This window comes from Pseudomonas sp. BN606 (assembly GCF_029873115.1).
Lineage (GTDB): Bacteria > Pseudomonadota > Gammaproteobacteria > Pseudomonadales > Pseudomonadaceae > Metapseudomonas.
Genome location: NZ_SSOF01000072.1, coordinates 26,828 through 48,596, shown reverse-complemented (window position 1 = coordinate 48,596; position 21,769 = coordinate 26,828). Strand labels below are relative to the sequence as shown.

Sequence of the window (21,769 nt, the reverse complement as noted above, 5' to 3'; positions counted from 1 at the left end):
CCAAGGAGCAAAACAGGATGAAGAAACCAGCAACGGTACAGACGCTCGAGGATCTGGGGCGCGTCCGGCTATCCAAGCACTTTTTCATGCGCGATTTCCTCTACTCGGAAATCAGCCAGATTGAGGGCATCCCCAACATTCCGGATTATCCTGATCGCGCCATTGAGGCCGGGCGAGGGCTTTGCGAACAGTTGCTAGAGCCTCTGCAGGAACGCTTTGGGCGCATAGTCATTCGCTCGGCTTACCGAGCGCCGGCAGTCAATGCCAAGGGCGCCGAGAACAACAACCAGTACAGCTGTGCCGCCAACGAGAAAAATTACGCCTCCCACATCTGGGATTACCCGGACGCCGAGGGGCATTTGGGTGCGACTGCCTGCATCGTGGTGCCGGAATTGCTGTCTTGGTATGAGGAGCGCAAGGACTGGACGCCACTGGCCTGGTGGATCCACGACAACTTGCCGTACGCCAGCCAGTTCTGGTTTCCCAGGCTGGCGGCATTCAACCTGCGTTGGAGCGCAAACCCGAACATGCTACCGAGCATCAGCACCTACGTTACCAACCCCCATACCGGGGACAAGAAAGCGCTGGTGAAGGATGGGGTTGCTACGCTCGATCTGGATGAGCGTAAAGCAGTCGTTCGACCTTGGTTGGCGAGCCTTATCTAGGTAACCGAATCTGTGTGCCAAAACGCACGCAGGTGTTCCCAAGCGAATCGCTCATGCACTACCGAGTCGTCGGGTTTTAAGGCATCTGGTAAGCCAGGTGTCTGCGCCATGACTACTCCCGGTAAGAGATGAGTACTGCGCATTCCACTCGGAGAGGCATACCTCAGAATGTCGGCGATCATCAGTGGGTACCTGACCAAAATTCAGCTTGGCCAAACGATCAACTTAGATGTCTTGCTTGATCGACTTGTTGAGGCCGGATACCCGCGTACCGAACTCTCGCGTATTTTCAGTTCAACCAAACTAGGTAAGACCCGCTACCAGGTCAACATCACTGACCCGGTAGCATTCACCAATCTGGTCGAACGCTTCAGGCCGTCTGGGCATGCTGGCCGAGTTGGCGCTGCTCTTGATGGTGATAGCCACCGCGCCAGTGTCTCAGGCGCGTACTTGCTGATGCGCTCTCAGTCGCATCCACATCCGGTGGTGGCCCTCTACGAGGCCGACTATTGGCATGTACCCAGGGCAATTGCCTCGGTTGGGGTGATTGCAGAAAACCTAGAGAACTTTCTCGAGCTAGAGAGAACGCTCACTCTCGTTGCCGGCTTGTTACATCGAGCACCGACCGATATTGAGCTGATTTACGGATCGGGCAACCAAGTGACCAACCGATTGAACACAGCCTTCCTGGAGACCTTCAGCGAACTGCATTGCTTGTTCGATGTCGATCCGGGTGGACTGCGCATGTACGCCACACTGCGCAAGCAGTTGCCCGCGCTCCCCCTACGGTTCTTGGCCCCGGACGACGTCGAGCAACGCCTTAGGTGCTCTCGCTATAGCCTTTCCGAGCAGGGTAGTCAGGACATTCTCCAATATGCGGGCCTGTCGCCCGAAACTGATCAAATCATCCGCTACGTGCGTCGGCAGAACGCAGTTCTGGAGCAGGAGACCTATCTGCTCACCGTGCCAGGCGAGGGAATGCACGCATGAGTATCGAAGACTTCTACTGGTCGTTCACCTTCAAGCAAATCATCCTTGTGAACAGCGGGAAGTATTGCTACGTGAAGGTGCCACTGAACGAGCACATCTGCCTGCTCGGTGCCAACAACGGTGGCAAGACCTCGATCCTGAATTCGATGAAGTTCTTCTTGCTGCCCGAAGAGAACCTGCACGATTGTGAGCGCAAGTTTGGCCTGAAAAATCCTAACGGCTTCTATGGCCGCGACTCCACCTACCAGTTCTATTTCCCTGAGCGCAGCTCCTTCGTGATTCTGGAGGCGGAAAACCCGCATGGGCCGTTCTGCATTGTCTTGAGCCAGGGCAGCAAGCCCTTCAGCTACGAGCGTACTGGTGTGCCGTGCGCGTATGGTGAGATCGAGCACCTTTTCTGGAACGTTTACTCGCCAATCAACGGCGGCCAGGGCGCGCCTGTCCCTGGGCTGAGCATCAAGTCGGTCGCGGCCGATCTGAAGAAAATGAACGGCGTGCTGATCCGTGACACCGCCACCATCAAGGAGCGTATGTACAAGCACCAGCCTACCCGCGCGGATGCTGGGCGCTATTGTCTGCTCCCGCTCAAGAATGGTGGCGCCAAGCAGCGCGAGATTGATGCTTGGAAGCGCCTGATCCACCTGTCCTTCGACATCGGGGCCAAGGATAGGCGCACTATGCCGGACACCATTGCGACCATCATCGAAGGTCGCAAGGCCCGGACCGAGGCTGAGGTCAACGTCAATTTCGGCGACATCATGGCCCGCTATCAACGACTGCGTGCCACTCAAGACCGTCTCCAGGCGATCCGCAACGGAGAACGCTACTGGAATGCATACGACCAGAGCTTCATTGAGCTTTCGTCGCGGTCTAGCGATCTACTGAATCTCCTCCACGACGCTGAATACAGTATTGAGCAAGTGACGGCGCAACTGCTGAACGTTCGCCAGGAGCGCGCGGGCGAATACTCGGCGCGCAACGATCGTAGTCGGGAGATGGAACGGGAGGCTACCCGTTTGTTGGCTGAATACAACCAATGCCGAGGTATAGCCACTAACACTAAGAAGGCCTTCGAGCTGATCCGGAAGGATGCGATTGACCTCGGTGCGGCGCGCACTGGCTACGCAGGCATGTCGCTCGACGAAATCCTGCAAATTCGTCTCGACGTTCTCGAAGAAACCCGGCGCGACCTCGAAATCTGTAACGACAAGACGAAGCTGCGCAACGAGTTCGAGGAAAAAAACCGCGAGCTCAAGCAGCTTAGACCCTTGATTGACGCTGCTGAGCAGTGGATTAAGAGCCGGACCAGCAGTGTTCTGGATCTTTTGAGCGAACAGACCGCTGACCGGCTTTACTCCCTCAACCAGAAGGCGTTCAGTGTTGAGTGTGAGGTTTTGGAGGCCACTACGCAGGATGTGATTGAACGCTTCGCTGGGCTTTTTAACGTCGAGAGCAACCAGCTCAGCTTCCTTGGCAAGCCGACGAGCATCCTGCTGCAACCCTACAGCGCTGCCGAGTTGCTTGCGCGCAAGCAGGCAGAGCTGGACAACATGACTGGTCAGCTGCACAAAGCCCAGGCGCGTTACAACGAACTTTCGACGCTTGTCTCGGAGTCAGAAGAAAAGCTGGCCGTCCGCAGCCAGGAACTGCGGGAAGTGATTGCCAAGGATCACCGCGAGATCGGCCTGCTCAGAAGTGCTGAACGCATTGAAGCGGATCTTCAGCGCCTCGAAGGTGAATTCGAGGATGCTAAAGAGCAGCTAGCCCTATTAGAGGGGCGGGCTGCGGAAGCGAACACGCGGTATGGCGAAGCCAAGGCGCAGAGGGATGCTGCTTGGAATGCGCTGGAGCGTGCCAAAGAAGAAGCCAGCAATGTTACGCGCTGGGCAAATCGCATCACGGATATGCTGCATGCGCGCCTGGGCTTGTTCAAAGCCGGGTTCCAGCGGAGCGAGCCTCGTGACGTAGTAGTCAACCAGGCGTTGATCGACGAAATGGAGTATCGGTCACAGAGTCTTGTGACTCTGCTGCAAGAGTCCAGCAAGCAGGTCTCCGATCTGTTGGATGCGGTGCCGCTCGATGACAACAGTGCCGAGCAAGCGCATCGTGCCGCCTATGAGCTCAATGATTTGCGCCAGCTCCATGATCGCTATGCCCTGCTGTATGCGAGGCTTACTGCTGAAGAGGATAACCTCTTCCATCAGGTGGCTGCACACAATGCCGACACCGATATTCAGATGCGGCAAATCCGTGCAACGAGAACGCTCATCACCAGCTTTATCGGCGAGATTGAAGACCATTTGAAGTCCATCAAGATTTCGAATATCGCGGAGATTTGCATCGACTGCACGCTGCACCCCCAGTTTGATGAGTTGTTGGCCGTGCTTGAGGCCGTGAACATGAGTGGCGGTGAGCTCCCGCCACAGGTGTTGTATGACCGCCTGGGTAGTTTCTTTACCCAGTTCTTTGAGTCCGACCAGCGCCGCGATTCCACGCTGAACTTGGCCAAGTTGATCAACAGCGTCGAATACCGTGTTCGCTTGCTGGGCCGTGAAGAGTTCAAGATCGAGGCGCAGTCCACCGGCACGTCGGTGATGATCAACATTCGCGTGCTGGCCTTCTTGCTCAAGGAGCTGCTGCAAAGCGACAGCAAGGTGTCGATGCCTCTGCTAATCGATGAGGTTTCTCAGTTGGATGTGGCCAACCTGAAATCCGCTCGAGACATCGCGGAGGCCGATGGGTTCTGCATCTTTGGCGCAACGCCGGAGTGGACGCCTGCTATCGGCAAAGTGCTCGGGAAGTTCATGAACCTCAGCTATTTCGAAGCCGTAGATGAGTCGTACAGCGACGAGCGAACCATCGTCTTCACCGGCGAATGTGAGTCGTTGACGTCGATTGCGACAGGTGGTGATCAGGCACCGGCTAGCCTGGGGGAACCATCTGAGCAGGAAGAAGAGGCTCCGATCGAATGATCGTCAATGCGGAGTTCGCCACGATCAGCATGATCGAGAACAAAAAACTGTTTCTCGACCTAATCGACTACATGGATCAGGTTGGCGAAGGTGAAGAGGTCCGCATCGCCATGTACCAGCGCAAGCTGACTGAGCTACTGGACCGGGTGGGACCGCTCAACAAAGACCGGCCCGCGAAGGATGTTCCGCCCGCGCGGCGCAAGCTGGAGGCTGCCCTATCGATCGATAATCTGGAGCGCGTGGGCCTGGTCATCCAGGTTGATCATGCACGCGGGGTGATGGTCTTTGCGCCTTTCATTATCGAGATGTTCCGTCACTTTGACGGTGCCCGTCTGAGGAAGCTGAATAGCGCTGACTACGAGCTGATCCGGGCGTCCTTCAACCGGCTCTATGGCATTTTCGCCAGCATGCAATCGCTCAGCGAAGATGATCTGGACTTCAAGGAACAGGTAGATGCGCTGCGTAAGGAGATCCGCAGCGCGCTGTCCAAGATGAAGGAGTGCGTGTCGGCCCTCCAATCGCGCCTCACCCGTTTGGGCGAGATCGTCGATCAAATGCGTTATGACGACATTGACGAGGTGTCAGCGGCCAAGGAAGCACTGGGCGAGATCAACAGTATCTACCTGCGAAACATTCTCCCCGCCCTTGAGTTCCTAGCCGAGAACACGGACTTGAAGGAGGGTAAACCGGCTCTTCAGGCGCTGACTATGATCGGTGATCACCTGGTGCGCTATGGGCATCAACGGCTGGCCACCTCGATCTATTACAACGTCGAGGCCATTCGTTCCTATCGCTACGACATTGATGTGATCCGAGGATCACTGATGCGTTATGTACAGCAGAGTGCTGCACAGCGTCAGGCTTACGACAAGATCGAGCAAGCCTGGAACATCCTGCATGGGGCCGTCCAACACCTGCACGACGGGGCGCTTAAGGGAAATCAGCTGCCAAGTAACGATCCCGTTTTCGACAACTGGCCCATCTTCAATGGCGTGAAGTTTCGGCGCTTCGATCCAAAGGTCGAATGGCCCGAACGGAATCACCGCCTGCTGCTGACTGAACACCTGCGAACTGAGCTGCCCAACGTGAAGGTTTCGGTGGCCGTGCCCCAGGTGGTCAAACCACACCGGTCACCTACGCCAGGGCGCAAGCGTGAGGAGGACGAGCGCTTGTTTTCGATCAGTCGCCTTGTGGCTGACTGGGAACTACACCCCTGCGACGACCTACATGAAGAATTGAACTGCTACCTGAGCAGCCATCTAGCGCCCTACGGCCTGAATGACTTGCTTGTGGGACTGAGCTGTCTCAAAGGCACCGATGGCGCTGCGTTAGTCCCACGGTTTGAGGTCGGCACGCTCGCCACTGAGACCGAACGCCTGCGCTACTACAAAGTGCGCCTGGAGATTGCCCATGCTTGAACATTCGCACGCCCCTCTCCATCAGTCGAAGGTGCTCAACCGAAAACTCTCGACGGAGCTTTATGCCCAACTGATGTTCGGGAAGATGATTAACCGAACACAGTGCCTTGAGGGCAAGCTAGTTTCCAACCCGTACTTCGAGGAGCTGGTGAACAACTTCGACCAGTACCGCGCGCTCTACGAGCTCATCGGCTACGAGCTGGTGATGCGAAATGGTTTCGCCTTCATCCGCACCGCTGAGGCGTCGGAGGCTGAGAAGGACGACATTGCTCGCAGCTTCCAGGGCCTTTTGTTGGTGCTGTTCCGTGGTGTCATGGAGCTCGGCTACACCATGGACATTCTGCTCAAGGACGAAGCAGGCCTTTCTGATCTGCGCATCGAAGAAATTGGCAAAGGGCAGGACAAGGTAGAGGTCTTGATCGCATGCGGCATGAAGTCTGGAAATCTCGTCGAGCACGTCAAGAAACTCGAAGCCAGATACGTCGCGTACCGAAATGCGAAGGGCAACCTAGTTCTGACCGAAGCTGGGGCAGGGTTCTTTCAGGATTTGCTTGGAGAGGGAGACTTGGTGGTTTGAGCTTCGCCCCAATAGAGGCGGACTGGAAGCTAAGGTGTCGACGGCCCTAAGAAGAGATTTTTAGGGGCGGTGATGTCATTGCGCGCACATATTCGAGATGTCGCTGCTTGTGGCGAATCGTTTAGTATCCGGCAGAGTGTGATGTGTCGCACATTGGAGTCTGCCTTGAATACGCAGATATAGAGCTGGGAGTTCAGGGAACGTGGCAGTAAAGCAGAGAGTGTTGGTCTGCTGGGTAGGGGGGAACGACTTAAAAGCCATTGAAGGCGGCGAAGCGGGCCCTGTCGTATCTACTCTCCGCTCAGATGCGTTTCATCGTGCTGAGCTTCTTTGCTCATATCCCGCCGAGCGCGTTGAACCCTATCTGGCCTGGCTGCGCAAGCAAGTCGATGTATCAATCGCCGCGCATTACGTTTCCCTGTCTTCCCCCGTTCATTTCGGGGAGATCTACCAGGCCGCAAGTCAACATTTAAAGCGCCTGTGTACTTCCGGCAATCAGCTTTCCATTCTGCTCAGTCCCGGCACACCGGCCATGCAAGCGGTGTGGATTCTGCTGGGCAAAACGCGCTATCCGGCGACCTTCTACCAGTCCTCACTTGAGCAGGGCGTTCAGCAGGTCGAAGTGCCTTTCGAGATCGCGGCCGAGTATGTGCCGGCCGCCGATACCATCAGCACCGACAAGCTGGTCCAGCTCGCCGGGCTGGATGCTCCCGTGGATGCTGCCTTCGACAGCATCGTGACGCAGAGCAAGCGCATGCTGGCACTCAAGGCGCAGGCGCAGATTCTCGCGACGAAGCAGGTTCCGGTGCTGATTTACGGTGAAACCGGCACCGGCAAAGAGCTGTTTGCACGCGCCATTCACAACGCCGGCCCACGTTCTGCGGCGCCCTTTGTTGCGGTGAACTGCGGCGCTATCGTGCCGGAGCTGATTGACTCCACCTTGTTTGGCCACAAGAAGGGCGCATTCACTGGCGCTATTGCGGATCGACCTGGGGTTTTTCAACAGGCCCATGGTGGCACGCTGTTTCTTGATGAGTTCGGCGAGCTAACGCGTGATGTGCAAGTGCGCCTCTTGCGCGTACTGCAGGAAGGCACCTTCACCCCGGTAGGCTCCAGCCAGGAACTCAAGGTCGATGTGCGGCTGATCACCGCCACTCACCGCAACCTGATGCAGGAAGTTGCTCACGGGCGCTTCCGTGAAGACCTGTTCTATCGCATCGCTGTGGGGGTACTGCATCTCCCGCCGCTCAGCGAGCGCGAAGGCGATCTGCTGTTACTGTCGGAAAAGCTGCTGGCCGGCATTGCCTGCCAGGATGCCAGCCTCGGCGATAAGAAAATTTCCGCAGAAGCAAAAAATCTTATCCTTCAACACCCCTGGCGTGGCAACGTTCGCGAACTGCAATCCACTTTGTTGCGTGCGGCGCTCTGGTGTCCAGGTGATCTGATTGCTGCTCACGATATTGAGCAAGCACTGTTCAAACAGCCGCAAAGTCAGGCCAATGTCTTGTCCTTGGATGTATCCCAAGGTATTGATTTACAAGAGGTAATCGCCGAGGTTTCCGGCCATTATCTGCGTCAGGCTATGAAGCTTACTGGCAACAACAAGACCCGTGCGGCCAGCCTGCTAGGCCTCAAAAGCCAGCAAACGCTGAGCAATTGGATGGACAAATACGGCATCGAGTAAAAACTTGGCACGGTCCTCGCTGTAGGACTGGCATGGACAGAATCGCCTATATGAAATCAGTCAATTTCGAGTTCCTCCGCCCCGGCAACGAACTGCTGGCAAACCTCGCTGGTCTGGCTGAGGCCGTACTGCATATCGATCCGGGCAGCGCACTGACGCGCCTTCGCAGCTTCGCCGAAGAGCTGACCAAAGCCATCTACAAGGAAGAGCTGCTGCCGCGCATGCCGCAGTCGACTTTCTACGACCTGGTAAAAAATCCGGTATTCGTCGATTGCGTTAGCAAGCCCTTGGTTCACCAAATCAACTTTCTGCGTATTCAGGGCAACGATACCGCCCATGGCGCCGAAGGTGATCTGCGAAACGCACAGTTGGCGCTGAAGACTGCTCACCAGCTGGCTATGTACATGGCCATCAAGTACTACGGCACTGCGCAGGCTGATATTTCGCCCTTTGCTGAGGTGCAGGACCCGACTGCTGCGCTGGCCGGTTTGCAGAAGACGGTTTCCAGTTACGAGAAGGAGCTCAACCAGCAGCAGGAAGAACTGCAGCGGGTCATGGAGAAGCTTGAGCAGGAGCGCACCCGCAACCTCGACAGGCTCGAACCGCCGGCCAAGCCCGATCAACAGAAGCGCCAGCAGCAGAGCCAGAAGGTCGCTGACAGCCTGCAATGGAACGAGGCCAAGACCCGTACGCTGCTGATCGACGCCATGCTGCTCCAGGCCGGTTGGGATGTCGGTAACCCGACTCAGGTTGGGCTGGAAGTTGAGGTCGACTTTCCGGATAACGCCTCCGGCAAGGGACGCGCGGATTACGTGCTATGGGGTGACAACGGCCAGCCGCTGGCTGTGATCGAAGCCAAAAAGTCCGGCAATGTCAGCTTGCAAGCTGGTCGTGAACAGGCCCGTATGTACGCCGATGGCTTCGAACGCATGGGCAGGCAGCGCCCGGTGATCTTCTACAGCAACGGCTACGAAACCTTCATCTGGGACGATGTGCAGTACAACACCTATCGCCCGGTGTACGGCCTCTACAGCAAAGACAGCCTTGAATACCTGATCTACCAGCGCCAATACCGTATCGCGGAACTGGAGCGGCACAACCCCGACCTGAAGATCGCGGACCGTCCCTACCAGATCGAAGCCATCAAGACGGTCGCTGCACACTTTCAGCAGCAGCGTCGTCGTGCGTTGATCATCCAGGCCACCGGCACGGGCAAGACCCGCGTGGCCATCGCCCTGGCTGAGCTGCTGCTGCGTACCGGCTGGGCAAAGCGCGTGCTGTTCCTGTGTGACCGAAAGGAGCTGCGGGTTCAGGCCGATGATGCCTTCAAGCAGAACCTGCCCAGCGAACCGCGCTGCGTGATTGGTGAAACCAACAAGGTCGATCAGACCGCCCGCGTCTACATCGCCACCTACCCGGGCATGATGAACCGCTTCGCCCAGCTCGACGTCGGGTTCTTCGACCTGATCGTCGCTGACGAAAGCCACCGCAGCATCTACAACAAGTATCGCGATCTGTTCGACTACTTCGATGCGCTACAGGTCGGCCTCACCGCCACCCCGGTGAAGTTCATCAGCCGCAACACCTTCGACATGTTCGACTGCGAAACCACCGATCCGACCTTCGAGTTCGGGCTGGACGCTGCGATTAACAACGATCCCCCTTATCTGGTGCCGTTCCGCGTCAAAGACCTCACCACGGACTTCCTGCGCGATGGCATTCACTACAACGACCTGAGCGACGAGCAGAAACGTCAGCTCGAAGAAGACCTCGGCGAGGAAGAAGCCAGGCGCACCACCATCGCCGGCAAGGACATCGGTCGCAAGATCTTCAGCGAAGACACTGACCGCATCATCCTGGAAAACCTGATCAACAACGGCATCAAGGATGAAACCGGCTCGCTGGTTGGCAAGACCATCATCTTCGCCCAGCGTCAGGACCACGCCGAGCACCTGGAAAAGCTCTTCTGCAAGCTCTACCCGCAATACGGCGCCAAGGTCTGCAAGGTCATCCACAATGCCATTCCGCACGTGGACACCCTGATCAAGGAATTCAAGAAGCCGGATAACGACTTCCGCATCGCCATTTCGGTGGACATGCTCGACACCGGTATCGACGTGCCGGAAGTGGTCAACCTGGTGTTCGCCAAACCGGTCAAATCTTGGGTCAAGTTCTGGCAGATGATCGGCCGTGGCACGCGCTTGCGTCCCAACCTGTTTGGTCAGGGCAAGCACAAGACCGAGTTCCTCATCTTCGATCACTACGGCAACTTCGACTTCTTCGAGCAGGAGTACGAGGAGCCGGAGGACAAGGGCGGAAAATCGCTCCTGCAAACCACCTTCGAAGCACGTCTGGAGCTGGCGCAGGCCGCGATCAAGCACAACCATGCAGCTGCCTTCGATGCAGCGATCGAACTGCTGCGTGCTGACATCAATGACCTGCCGGACAGCAGCGTTGCCGTCAAACGTGAGCTGCGGGCCGTGCACCAGTTGCAGCAAGGCGACCAGCTACAAAAGTTCGACGCCAAGACTCAGCATCTGCTGGTTACCACCATCGCCCCGCTGATGTCGGCCCGTGTCCTGCGGGACAAACATGCCACGGCGCTCGACAAGCTCATCGCCGGCATTGAGCGCTGTCTGGTGGAGAAGGCCAGCTGTTTCGACGACGGCAAGATCACGTTGCTAGAGGAGCTGGACAAACTCGCCATCAATATTCAGGCCGTACGGCAGAAGGACGCGCTGATCGCCGAGGTGCGCAGCGCAGATTTCTGGCTCAACGCCAGCATCGACAAGCTGGAGCACGCTCGTCAGGAGCTGCGCGGGATCATGAAGTATCGCAAGTCGGGTGATGGTCCCCTCTACAACACCCCGGGCACCCGCACCGCCGATAGTGGAGTGCAGGAGGGTGAGCGTGAAGTCAAGATAGCCGGTGCCAACGAGGCGATGATCTACCGCCGCCGTCTCAAGGACATCCTCGACGGCATGCTGGCCGCCAATCCGACTCTGCAGAAGATCCACAAGGGCGAACCGATCGCTGAGCACGAGCTGGACTCGCTTACTTCAACCATCCTCACCACGCACCCGGGTGTCAGCCTGCGGGTGCTCAACGACTTCTATGGCCGTACCGCCGGCGAGTTGCAGTTGACCGTGCGTGAGCTGATCGGTCTGGATGCGCAGGCCATCGAGCAGCATTTCGCCAAATTCCTGCATACCCACCCCAGACTCACGGCCAAGCAGGTGAGCTTCATGAACTTGCTCAAGAGCTACATCGCCCAGCACGGCAGCATCGTCATCGAAAAACTCTACGATGCCCCGTTCTCCAGTATTTCCCACGAAGGCATCGACGGCGTGTTCACCCCCGCCGACGTGGGTGAGCTGGTGGTCGTGCTCAAGCCCTTTCTGCGCGGGGATACCCCGCCCGCCAGTCACTAGGAGTGCCTATGCAAGCCAGTCAATGGACCACGGACATCATTGTCATCACGGCGGTACTCGCGCTTGCCTGCGCGCTGCTGGGATATTTCGCGGCAGCATTGCGCCAGGGGCGGCAAGTTAGCCAACTGGTCGCCCAGCTTGAGCAGGCTCAGCAAGCGCAAGCGTCGGCAGTTGCAGCTAGTGCAGCGCTGAGTGACCAGCTCAAGGCGGCTGATACGCGAGGCCACGAGCTTCAGGTCGCAGAAAGCAAATTGAAGGCGCAGCTGCAGGCAGCCTTCGATAACGTGGCGCGGCTGAACCAGGAGCAGCAAGAGAGTAAGGACGTAAGTGCCAGGTTGCAGCTGAAGCTGGAAGATGCCAGCAGGCAGCATCACGAAGCCGCCAAGCGTCTGGAAACGGCTCAAGCTGATGGGCGAGCGCTACAGGGGCAAGTCACTGATCTGCGTGATCGTCTGGCTCTTGCGCAAACTGCAACCACCTCGCTGCAAGGCGAGCGTGACACCCTCAAGGACGAGTTGGCAGAGCTGGATGCCAGCGCCAAGGTAGCGGCAACGGGCGAGCGTGAGGCACGTGAGCAACTTGCCGAAATTCGCCAGAAGATGGCCATCCAGTCTCAGGATTACAACGAGCTTCTGGGCCGCTATCAACCGCTCAGCAATCAGCATGCGGAGCTCAAAACGTCCCTTCAGAAACGTGAGGAGCTGGTAGCTGAGCTGCGTGACAGACTGAGTACGGCTCAGGCGGCCAGTGCACAATTGCAAGCCGACCGGGACCAGTTGAAGGATGAACTGGCCAATGAAGGCAAGCGCAGCAAGGCCTTGGAAACCTCCGAGCGCGAAGTCCGTGAGCAACTGCTGGACATCAAGGCTCAGCAAGTAGCTGCTGCCGAGCGATACGAAGCACTCCAATCCCGCCTTTCGGAACTGAACAGCGAATACACCAAGCTCAAGACGGAACTGGATGAGCGCGAGGCCAGCCATGCTCGCGAGGTTGCCAACTTCGAGCAGCAGAAAGCCAGCCTTAGCGAGCAATTCAAGCTGCTGTCCAACGAGATCCTGGAAGCGAAAGCTCAGGCGTTGCAGGAGAGCAGCAAGCTCAGCCTGAGCGCGGTGATGACGCCCTTCCAGCAATCCATCGACACCTTCAAGCGCGAAGTGCAGGAGATCCACCACCGCGAAACCACCCAGCAGGGCGAGCTGCGTAAAGAGCTGGAATCCCTCAAGGCACTGAACCAGCAAATCACCACCGAGGCCCATGAGCTTTCCACCGCATTGCGTGGCCAGAAGAAGCTGCAAGGCAACTGGGGTGAGCTGGTGCTGGAGAACGTGCTGGATCGCTCCGGACTGCAGATGGGCAAGGACTACCAGCGCGAGGTCAGCATTACCACCGAAGAAGGCCGGCAGCGTCCCGATGCCGTGGTGTATTTGCCGCAGGGCAAGCATCTGATCATCGACGCTAAGGTATCCCTCAACGCCTACACCCGTTTCGTCAACGCCGAAGATGAGCGCGAGCGGGCCGTGGCGCTCAAGGAACATGTGCAGGCCGTCGCCAGCCGCATCAAGGAGCTGGCCGACCGCGACTATTACAAGCTGCCGGGGCTGAACTCGCCGGACATGGTGTTCATGTTCATCCCCATCGAGTCCGCCTTTGTCGAGGCACTCAAGGCTGATGAAACCCTGTTCCAGCAGGCCATTGAGAACAATGTCCTGGTGGCAACACCGACCACTTTGCTGACCAGCCTCAACATCGTCCGCCAACTCTGGCGTTACGAAGACCAGAACAAGCACACTGCCGCGCTGGCCAGCCGAGCGGAGGCCGTCTTCAAAAAGCTCAACACCTTCCTCGGTAGCTTCGAGAAGATCAAGAAGGGCCTGGAAACGGCTACGGAAGCTTACGTCAAGGCCGAGGGTCAACTGGTCAGCGGCAAGGGCAACCTGGTCAAACAAGTGGGCGAATTCAAGAACCTGGCGCCCGCCATCAAAGCCCAGCTGCCGGCCTATTTCGTCGACAAGGCGGCGCTGGAAATCGACTTTATCCCTGCTGAGCAGAGCATCGCGGCGCTGACCGAAAGCGCCGATGATGAAGACCTGCTGGCAGAAACCGACACTGAATCCGAATACGAGATGAACTGATGCTCACCGGCAAAATCCGCAACGATATCGACAAACTCTGGGAAAAATTCTGGACCGGCGGTATCACCAACCCGCTGACTGTGATCGAACAGATCAGCTACCTGATGTTCGCCCGCATGCTCGACATGCAGGAAGACGTGGCCGAGCGCAAAGCCAACCGCACCGGCAAAGCCTTCGACCGCCTGTTCCCCAATACGCCGGAAGGCCAACTGCTGCGCTGGAAGAACTTCCGCAACATGAGCGGCAGGGAGCTGCACAAGCATCTCAAGCAGAGCGTCTACCCCTTCTTCGCCAAACTCGGCAGCGCCGACGGCGAAGGCGGCGAGCGTGAAGGCCTCGGCCATATCAGCGAGTACATGCAGGACGCCGACCTGGAGATCAAGAACGAGTCCGTGCTCACCTCCGCCGTGGAGATGGTCAACGACCTGCCGCTGACCCAGAGCGACGTGAAGGGCGATATCTACGAATACCTGCTGAGCAAGCTCACCACCGCCGGCATCAACGGACAGTTCCGCACCCCGCGCCACATCATCGACGCCATGATCGAGCTAATCGCCCCACAGCCCACCGAGGTGATCTGCGACCCGGCCTGCGGTACCGCTGGCTTCCTCGCCCGCACCATGGAATACCTCAGCCGCGTGCATTCCAGTCCGGAAGGCACCTTCACCGACGAAGATGGCAACCGGCATTACTCCGGCGACCTGCTCGAGCCCTACCGCCAGCACATCAACAGCCAGATGTTCTGGGGCTTCGACTTCGACACCACCATGCTGCGCGTCTCCAGCATGAACATGATGCTGCACGGCGTGAACGGCGCGAACATCCGCTACCAGGACTCCCTGAGCAAATCCATCAAGGAGCACTACCCGCGTCAGGAGCAGGACTTCTTCGACGTGGTGCTGGCCAACCCGCCGTTCAAAGGCAGTCTCGACGAAACCAGCACCAACCCAGACGTACTTGGCCTGGTGAAAACCAAGAAGACCGAGCTGCTGTTCGTCGCCCATATCCTGCGCTCGCTCAAGCTCGGTGGCCGCGCCGCCGTGATCGTGCCGGACGGCGTGCTTTTCGGCTCATCTAAGGCGCACCAGCAACTGCGCCAGGAGCTGCTCGACAACAACCAGTTGGAAGGCATCGTTAGCCTGCCCAGTGGTGTGTTCAAACCCTACGCCGGCGTCAGCACTGCCATCCTGATTTTCACCAAGGGCGGCACTACCGAGCGCGTGTGGTTCTATGACCTGCAGGCCGACGGTTACTCGCTTGACGACAAGCGCACCGAGCTGAAAGGCGAGGGTAGCAACGACCTGCCCGATGCCATCGCCCAGTGGCACAAATACCGGCAGATGGTCGAGGGCAATCTCAGTGCCAGCACCATCAATACCCTGTTCGGCGACAAGCGCAAAAAGGCCTTTGTCGTGCCGGCCGAGGATATCGCCGCCAACAAGTACGACCTCTCCATCAACCGCTACAAGGAAGTGGAGTACCAGCAGGAGCAGTACGAAGACCCGAAGGTGATTCTGCAACGGCTCAAAGGGCTGGAGCAGGAGATCCTGGCGGATCTGGATGCGTTGGAGGGGATGCTGTGAGTTGGCCGGTAATTAAGTTTAGTGAGGCTATTAGTCGCTCGGGCTTATTTTCTGATGGCGATTGGGTAGAAAGCAAAGATCAAGACCCTGAAGGTGACGTAAGGCTAATCCAACTGGCGGATATCGGAGTTGGCGAGTTTATTGATAAATCGAATCGATTTATGACCTCCAAGAGGGCTGATGAGCTGAAGTGCTCATACCTCAAGGCTGGAGATATTTTGGTCGCGCGAATGCCAGACCCAATTGGCCGTGCGTGTATATTTCCTGAGGATATGGGTAGATGTGTTACGGTCGTTGATATTTGTATCGTACGCCCTGACTCCGAAAGGATTGATAACAGGTGGCTGATGCATCTGATAAATTCAGAGCGCTTCAGAAACCAGATAGATCGGCATGTTACTGGTACAACGAGGCAAAGAATTTCTCGCGGAAACTTGGCTGGATTGGAAATCCCCCTCCCACCCCTACCCGAACAAAAGCGCATCGCCGCCATCCTTGACAAGGCCGACGCCATCCGCCGCAAACGTCAGCAAGCCATCCAGCTCGCCGACGACTTCCTCCGCGCCGTGTTTCTGGACATGTTCGGCGACCCGGTGACCAATCCGAAGGGGTGGGATGTCGTCGAGCTTTCAACGCTTGTTGATCCCCGCGATAAGCTGAATTACGGCGTTGTTCAACCGGGGGAGAATGAAGAGGATGGGGTTCCACTGGTGAGGTCTGGCGACCTTTCTGATGTTACTCCTGACGTCAATCAGCTTAGGCGAGTATCGGCGAGCATTGACTCAAAGCATAGGAAATCAAGGCTTAAAGGGAATGAAATTCTGATTGCGTGCGTAGGCACTATTGGTCGTGTCGGCTGGGTTAGCGAGGCAATGATCGGATGGAATATTGCGCGTGCAGTTACACGCATACCGATTCGTGAAGGTGTAAACCGGGAGTATGTTTATCGCTACCTTCAGAATCCTGTAGTTCAAGGCTATTTCGAGCGTGAGACTCGTGCTGTAGCGCAGCCCACATTAAATGTTGGCCTAATTGCGAAAACCCCCGTGGCGCTACCTCCGCACGAGCTGCAAATAGCATTCCTTGATAGTTACAAAGCCATTCAGTCGTATAAAAGTCGCCTTCTGAATGATCTTGATGTTCAGGAGAAATTAGCTGGTTCGCTAAGCCAAAAAGCTTTCTCTGGCCAACTGTAGATAAGGAAATCCTCGTGTGCCTCAAGTCTGTCAATCTCACCCATTTTCGCGGCTACCGCCCCCCACGGTTATTCCACCGGTGACGCCATAGCCGGCCGGTTGGTTCTGCCACAAGCAGGCTGAGTCACGTGCGAACGACAACCTTTTAGATCATGCATGCAAGGGATCTATGTATGAGCAATAACGAAAGACGGCCACTGATCAGAAGGCATATCGGGCTGGAGGAAGTGCTGCAGTTGGCGACGCCGGATGAACTGCTCGCCATCGCCGAGATTCTGCTGGATAAAGCCAATGATCGCCTGCTGGGCGATGGTTCGGCGCGGCAGCGTCTTGCTCAATGCTTCGAGGCTAGAGAGCTGTACAAGTCTGTCGACGAAATCGCTTTCGAGATCCGCGCGTTGGGCAGTGTCAGCCTGGCCAGTTTGTTGCGCCGAGGCGAGCCAGTCAGTTATGACGAGGTTGTGCGAGATGTCGCCAGTGAGCTGAAGGTTGAGTTCAGCAAGGCAGACAGCACCTCGGCCATCGAGGAGAAGGTGCTGGCGAAGCTGGTTGAGAAGCTGGCTGAGCCGGAAAGCCAGGCTAGCAGTGGTTCGTGGTTTGGCCGGGCGCGGTTCAATAGCTCGTTCACTGCTTTGCTTGGGCCACTGGGCAAGTTGGGTTTAGGGGCTGCCGGGGGCAGCCTGCTGAGTGGTGCGTTGGGTTCGGTAGCGGCCGTCGGCTCAGTTGCTGCGGCGGGCATGTTGGCGGCGCTGCCGCTTACGGCGGTTGGCACTGTCAGCGCAGGTGTTTGGGCATTCAGCAACAAGAAGCGGCCAGAACTGCAAGGGCTGACCACGATTGTCGTCCATATTGCGCGGATCCGTGCTGGCCTTGTCGCTGCGGATCACGAGGATTTTGCTAACCGTTTGAGAGCGTGTTTATGAGCGCAGAAATTCTTGCCAGAACCATCAGTTCTGCCCCGGAGATTGTTGAGGGTATTCGGTCCGGGCTTTATACCGTCTGGGGTGGCGTCGTCAGGTATTCCGCAGGTAACCCACAGGGCGGGCAGATCGTTGGCCATCTGCAATTCCCCGGTGATGCAGGCCAGGCGTCAGAGCAACTTGCCAAGCTTCAGCAGGTGCTGAGTGGTGCGCAGGAATCGCTGGGTGTGTTGCAAAACCTGCAGTATGCAAACCTGGCGCTGTCAGGGCTGAATCTGGCTGTTTCGGTTGCCGGCTTTGCCATTGTTTGCAAGAAGCTCAATGGCATTTCCGAGCAGCTGCATCAGCAGTCGGAAAAGCTCGATGTGTTGATCGAAATGGCCCGTGATGCCAAGGCCCGGGAAGAGCTGCGTGACAGCGCGCGCTTCAGCTCCGTGCTCTGGACGGTCCGCCAGTCTGCCGAGCAGGGTGACCTGCAGGGGCTCAGAAATCAGGTTGGCAATCTGCGCGAGCAGTATGAGGTCACCAAGCTGACGTTGAACCGGGCGGCGGCAGGTGCCACTGACAAAGGCTTCGTTGAGTCCCTCGATGTGCTGAAAAACCTGCAGCAACGCATGATGTATCTCGGCTTCATGCAGGCATACGTTCAGCAGCGCACCGCGGGTGAGAAGTACGCCATCGAGGTGCTGCAAGAGTTGCAGGCGGACTGGCTGCAGATCAGTACCGTGGTTGTCGAGGCCATTGCTGCCAATCAGGAGTGGGTCGAACAATTGACCCAGGACGCAGGCGATAACGTCGTGTCCTTCCTGGAGTTCCGCAAGCAAGCCGCTCCGGCCATCGACTATCAGCTCGGCTTGTTGGAGTACGCGGCCAGCCATCCAGAGGCGGCCGAATTGCTGAATGAAGAGGTCACGGAAATTCGTTTTCTGGCGGCATGACATAGCCATTTTGGCGATGCAGAGGACAGAGGGAAGCGTTGGTGATGGCGTTGGATTTGAGCAAAACCTTGGTGGTGGGGATTTCCGCGACGGCTCTGTTCGACATGAGCGAGTCCGATCAGATGTTCAAGGCCGCTTTGGAGGCTGACCCGGAAAGCGTGATCGACAACTACCGCCGCTATATGCAGGAGCGTGAGGACGAGCCGCTGGCACCGGGTACCGGTTATCACCTGGTCAAGGCGCTACTTGATCTCAACCGGCATATGAAAGGCGGCGAGACCTCCCCGCTGGTTGAGGTGGTGGTGATGTCGCGCAACAGCCCGGACACCGGCATCCGCGTGCTCAAGACCATTCGCCGCGACCAGTTGGCGATCACCCGTTCAGCTTTTACCGGCGGCGAATCGGTGGCCGACTACATGGATGCCTTCGACGTGGACCTGTTCCTGACCACGAATGTGGAGGACGCGCAAAAGGTCATCGACTCCCGGCAATGCGCTGCGGCGATCCTCAAGGCCCCGCCGGCCAACGCCCCGCAAATTCCCGAGGGTCAGGTGCGCATCGCCTTCGACGGTGACGCGGTATTGTTCTCCGACGCCAGCGAGCTGGTTTACAAAACCCAGGGGCTGGACGCTTTCAAGGCTCAGGAGGATGCGCTGCAACATACACCGATGGACGAAGGCCCCTATGCCAGCCTGCTGATAAAACTGGCCCGGCTGCAGGAGCGTCTGCCCACCGGCGGCAAGGAATCACCGATCAGAATCGCCATCGTCACCGCCCGAAATTCCCCGTCGGAGATGCGAGTCATCAATACCCTGCGCGCCTGGGGCGTATACGTCGATGAGGCCTTCTTCCTGGGCGGGGTCGGCAAAGCCAAGGTGCTCAGCGCGTTCACCCCGCACATCTTTTTCGATGACCAGGATGTGCACTTGGAGGCAGCTGCCAATTTGGTACCATCTGGCAAAGTGCCATATCTAACCAAGTCCAGCTTAGCTATTAGCAGTACGGTGGAGTGAAAGGATTCAAAATGGATGACGCTATTCAGCTCTACAAACTGGCGAGAACCCCTTCAGGGCGCCGGCTGTGGACATACATGGCAGCCGTTCTTGAGGTTACTGAGATGGATCGGGGAAAACCGTTTCCATTGAAGCAATTCTTAGGGAATTTCCAGACGCACCTGGATTGTGGGCGGATAGAGCTAGCATCTGAGGGTTACAGACTGACGCGCATCGGACTGGATTACTTTCAAGCCAGATATCAGGCTGGAAACCGCCAGCGCATTGAACGGGCGGCTGTTGAACAGATGATCAGATCTATTCGCTCTGGTGTCGGGGAGGGCGAGTGGGTTGCGCTGAGTTAATTGTCGGTCGGTTGCTGGCTTCAAACATCCCATTTTGAACTGCTCAATCTGACAACGTCGTCCAACAAGGATGTTGCCTATGTCTGCCCAGAAATACTCCGTTAACCAGCACCTGATCGAAACCCTGCTGAGCTGGGTCAAGTCCGGCGAGATTGCCATTCCGGAAATCCAGCGGCCATTCGTATGGGATGCCGCCAAGGTGCGCGACCTGATGGACAGCCTGTACCAGGGCTTTCCGGTGGGTTACATCATTGCCTGGCGTAACCCGACGGTGAAACTCAAGAACGGTTCGCTGGCCGAGGGCAAGAAGGTGCTGATCGACGGCCAGCAACGGGTCACGGCGCTGACGGCAGCCATCGTCGGGCAGCAGGTGGTCAACCAGGATTACCAGCAGGTGCGTATCCGCATCGCTTTCCACCCTATCGAAGAGCGCTTCGAGGTTAGCAACCCGGCAATCGAGAAGGACAAGGCCTGGTTTTCTGATATCGCTCCTATCGTTAGCGGTGAGCTGAAGGCGCACAAGGTTGGCCGTGATTACCTGGAGCTGAACCAGGGGGTGGACGAAGACCTGCTCTACGAGCGCCTGGATAGGCTGTGCGATATCACCAAGAAGCAGATAGGCCTGATAGAGCTGGCGGCGGATCTGGATATCGAGACGGTGACCGAGATCTTTATCCGCATCAACTCCAAGGGTGTGGTGCTCAGCCAGGCGGACTTCGCTATGTCGAAGATTGCCGCCAACGAGGAGTTTGACGGCAACACCCTGCGCAAGGCCATAGACTACTTCTGCCACCTGTCCATCGCCCCCGAGTTCTACGGCCACATCGAGAATAACGACAAAACATTCGTACAGACCGATTACTTCCGTGCCATGCGTTGGCTGAAAAGCGAGAACGACGATCTGTACGACCCCAGCTATTCGGACATGCTGCGCGTGGCTTTCACCACCCGCTTCAACCGGGGGCGTCTGTCCGATCTGGTTGGCCTGCTCTCAGGGCGGAACTTCGAGACCCGCAGCTATGAGAAGGAAATCGAGGAGGCGTCCTTCAAGACGCTGAGCGAAGGCGTCAAGGAGTTCATCAACGAAACGCACTTCAAGCGTTTCCTGATGATCATCCGTTCCGCCGGCTACGTGGACAGTTCCATGATCGGCTCGATCAACGCGCTGAACTTCGCCTACGTGCTGTACCTCAAGCTCAAGCGCGACCTGGGCAACAACCCCAATATCGAAAGTTGGGTGCGCCGCTGGTTCGTGATGTCGTTGCTCACCGGACGCTACTCGGGCTCGCCGGAGTCGCGTTTCGACAAGGACATCAAGGCCGTTCACGAGCGTCCGTTCGCCGAGGTGCTGGGCGAGATCGAGGCCGCTGAACTTTCCGATGCCTTCTGGGACTTCGGCTTGCCGCAGGCGTTGACCACATCCTCCGTCAACGCACCGTCCATCAAGGTGTTCTGGGCAGCGCAGGCCAATCGAGGTGACAAAGGCTTCCTGTCCAAGGACATCACCGTGCGCGACATGCTCACGCACCATGGCGATATTCACCACATCTTCCCGAAGAACTTCTTGAAGCAGCGGGGGCTGCTCCGAAGCAAGTACAACCAGGTGGCCAACTACGTGTACGTGCAGCAGGAAGTGAACATCAAGATCGGCGATACCGCCCCCGCCACCTACCTAGCTGACGTGTTCGCCCAGTGTGACAGCGGCGAAGCGCGCTATGGAGCCATCACGCTCCTTGCCGACCTCAAGGCCAACCTGGCAGCTAACTGCCTGCCGGAAGATCTTGCGGCATACCAGCCTGACCAGTTTGAGGAGTTCCTGGCGGAACGCCGCAGGCTAATGGCACAGAAGATCAAGCAGTATTACTGGGCCTTGTAATCCTGTTAAAGAGTGCATTACTCCAGCTGC

15 protein-coding genes are annotated in these 21,769 nt (G+C 57.4%); all 15 read left to right on the top strand.

Features of this window, described 5'->3' with window-relative positions; all coding sequences use genetic code 11:
• Positions 1-17: 17 nt before the first annotated feature.
• The gene (locus E8E75_RS14200; protein WP_280359244.1) at positions 18-665 is read left to right on the top strand and encodes a peptidase M15; all 648 of its coding nucleotides are present in this window, start codon (positions 18-20) and stop codon (positions 663-665) included.
• 168 nt (positions 666-833) lie between these two features.
• On the top strand, positions 834-1,655 hold the full coding sequence (locus E8E75_RS14195; protein WP_280359242.1) for a hypothetical protein: 822 nt from the start codon (positions 834-836) through the stop codon (positions 1,653-1,655).
• Positions 1,652-4,627 (top strand): hypothetical protein, encoded by a 2,976-nt coding sequence (locus tag E8E75_RS14190; RefSeq protein WP_280359240.1) that lies wholly within the window; start codon positions 1,652-1,654, stop codon positions 4,625-4,627. Before E8E75_RS14195 ends, E8E75_RS14190 begins: the two co-directional genes overlap by 4 nt.
• Positions 4,624-6,045, top strand: a complete 1,422-nt coding sequence (locus tag E8E75_RS14185; RefSeq protein ID WP_280359238.1) for a hypothetical protein — start codon at positions 4,624-4,626, stop codon at positions 6,043-6,045. Before E8E75_RS14190 ends, E8E75_RS14185 begins: the two co-directional genes overlap by 4 nt.
• Positions 6,038-6,622 carry a hypothetical protein gene (locus E8E75_RS14180; protein ID WP_280359236.1) on the top strand — a complete coding sequence of 195 codons (585 nt, stop codon included), beginning with the start codon at positions 6,038-6,040 and terminating at the stop codon, positions 6,620-6,622. Before E8E75_RS14185 ends, E8E75_RS14180 begins: the two co-directional genes overlap by 8 nt.
• Positions 6,623-6,824: 202 nt before the next feature.
• Positions 6,825-8,306: a sigma-54 dependent transcriptional regulator gene (locus E8E75_RS14175; protein ID WP_280359234.1), complete on the top strand. Its 1,482-nt coding sequence runs from the start codon at positions 6,825-6,827 to the stop codon at positions 8,304-8,306.
• A 50-nt stretch (positions 8,307-8,356) separates the two neighbouring features.
• The gene (locus E8E75_RS14170; RefSeq protein ID WP_280359231.1) at positions 8,357-11,737 is read left to right on the top strand and encodes a DEAD/DEAH box helicase family protein; all 3,381 of its coding nucleotides are present in this window, start codon (positions 8,357-8,359) and stop codon (positions 11,735-11,737) included.
• Between the two features lie 8 nt (positions 11,738-11,745).
• On the top strand, positions 11,746-13,869 hold the full coding sequence (gene rmuC, locus E8E75_RS14165) for a DNA recombination protein RmuC (protein ID WP_280359229.1): 2,124 nt from the start codon (positions 11,746-11,748) through the stop codon (positions 13,867-13,869).
• Entirely contained in the window at positions 13,869-15,452 is a 1,584-nt protein-coding gene (locus E8E75_RS14160; protein ID WP_280359227.1) for a class I SAM-dependent DNA methyltransferase, read from the top strand. The genes rmuC and E8E75_RS14160 overlap by 1 nt, the downstream gene beginning before the upstream one ends.
• Positions 15,449-16,648, top strand: a complete 1,200-nt coding sequence (locus tag E8E75_RS14155) for a restriction endonuclease subunit S (RefSeq protein WP_280359225.1) — start codon at positions 15,449-15,451, stop codon at positions 16,646-16,648. Before E8E75_RS14160 ends, E8E75_RS14155 begins: the two co-directional genes overlap by 4 nt.
• Before the next feature lie 173 nt (positions 16,649-16,821).
• Entirely contained in the window at positions 16,822-17,571 is a 750-nt protein-coding gene (locus E8E75_RS14150) for a hypothetical protein (RefSeq protein WP_280359223.1), read from the top strand.
• Positions 17,568-18,506, top strand: coding sequence for a hypothetical protein (locus E8E75_RS14145; protein WP_280359220.1), 939 nt, complete (start codon positions 17,568-17,570; stop codon positions 18,504-18,506). The genes E8E75_RS14150 and E8E75_RS14145 overlap by 4 nt, the downstream gene beginning before the upstream one ends.
• 44 nt (positions 18,507-18,550) lie before the next feature.
• Positions 18,551-19,519 (top strand): 5'-nucleotidase, encoded by a 969-nt coding sequence (locus E8E75_RS14140; RefSeq protein ID WP_280359339.1) that lies wholly within the window; start codon positions 18,551-18,553, stop codon positions 19,517-19,519.
• A gap of 11 nt (positions 19,520-19,530) precedes the next feature.
• Positions 19,531-19,863: a hypothetical protein gene (locus tag E8E75_RS14135; protein ID WP_280359218.1), complete on the top strand. Its 333-nt coding sequence runs from the start codon at positions 19,531-19,533 to the stop codon at positions 19,861-19,863.
• A gap of 79 nt (positions 19,864-19,942) precedes the next feature.
• Positions 19,943-21,739 carry a DUF262 domain-containing protein gene (locus E8E75_RS14130; protein ID WP_280359216.1) on the top strand — a complete coding sequence of 599 codons (1,797 nt, stop codon included), beginning with the start codon at positions 19,943-19,945 and terminating at the stop codon, positions 21,737-21,739.
• Positions 21,740-21,769 lie beyond the last annotated feature (30 nt).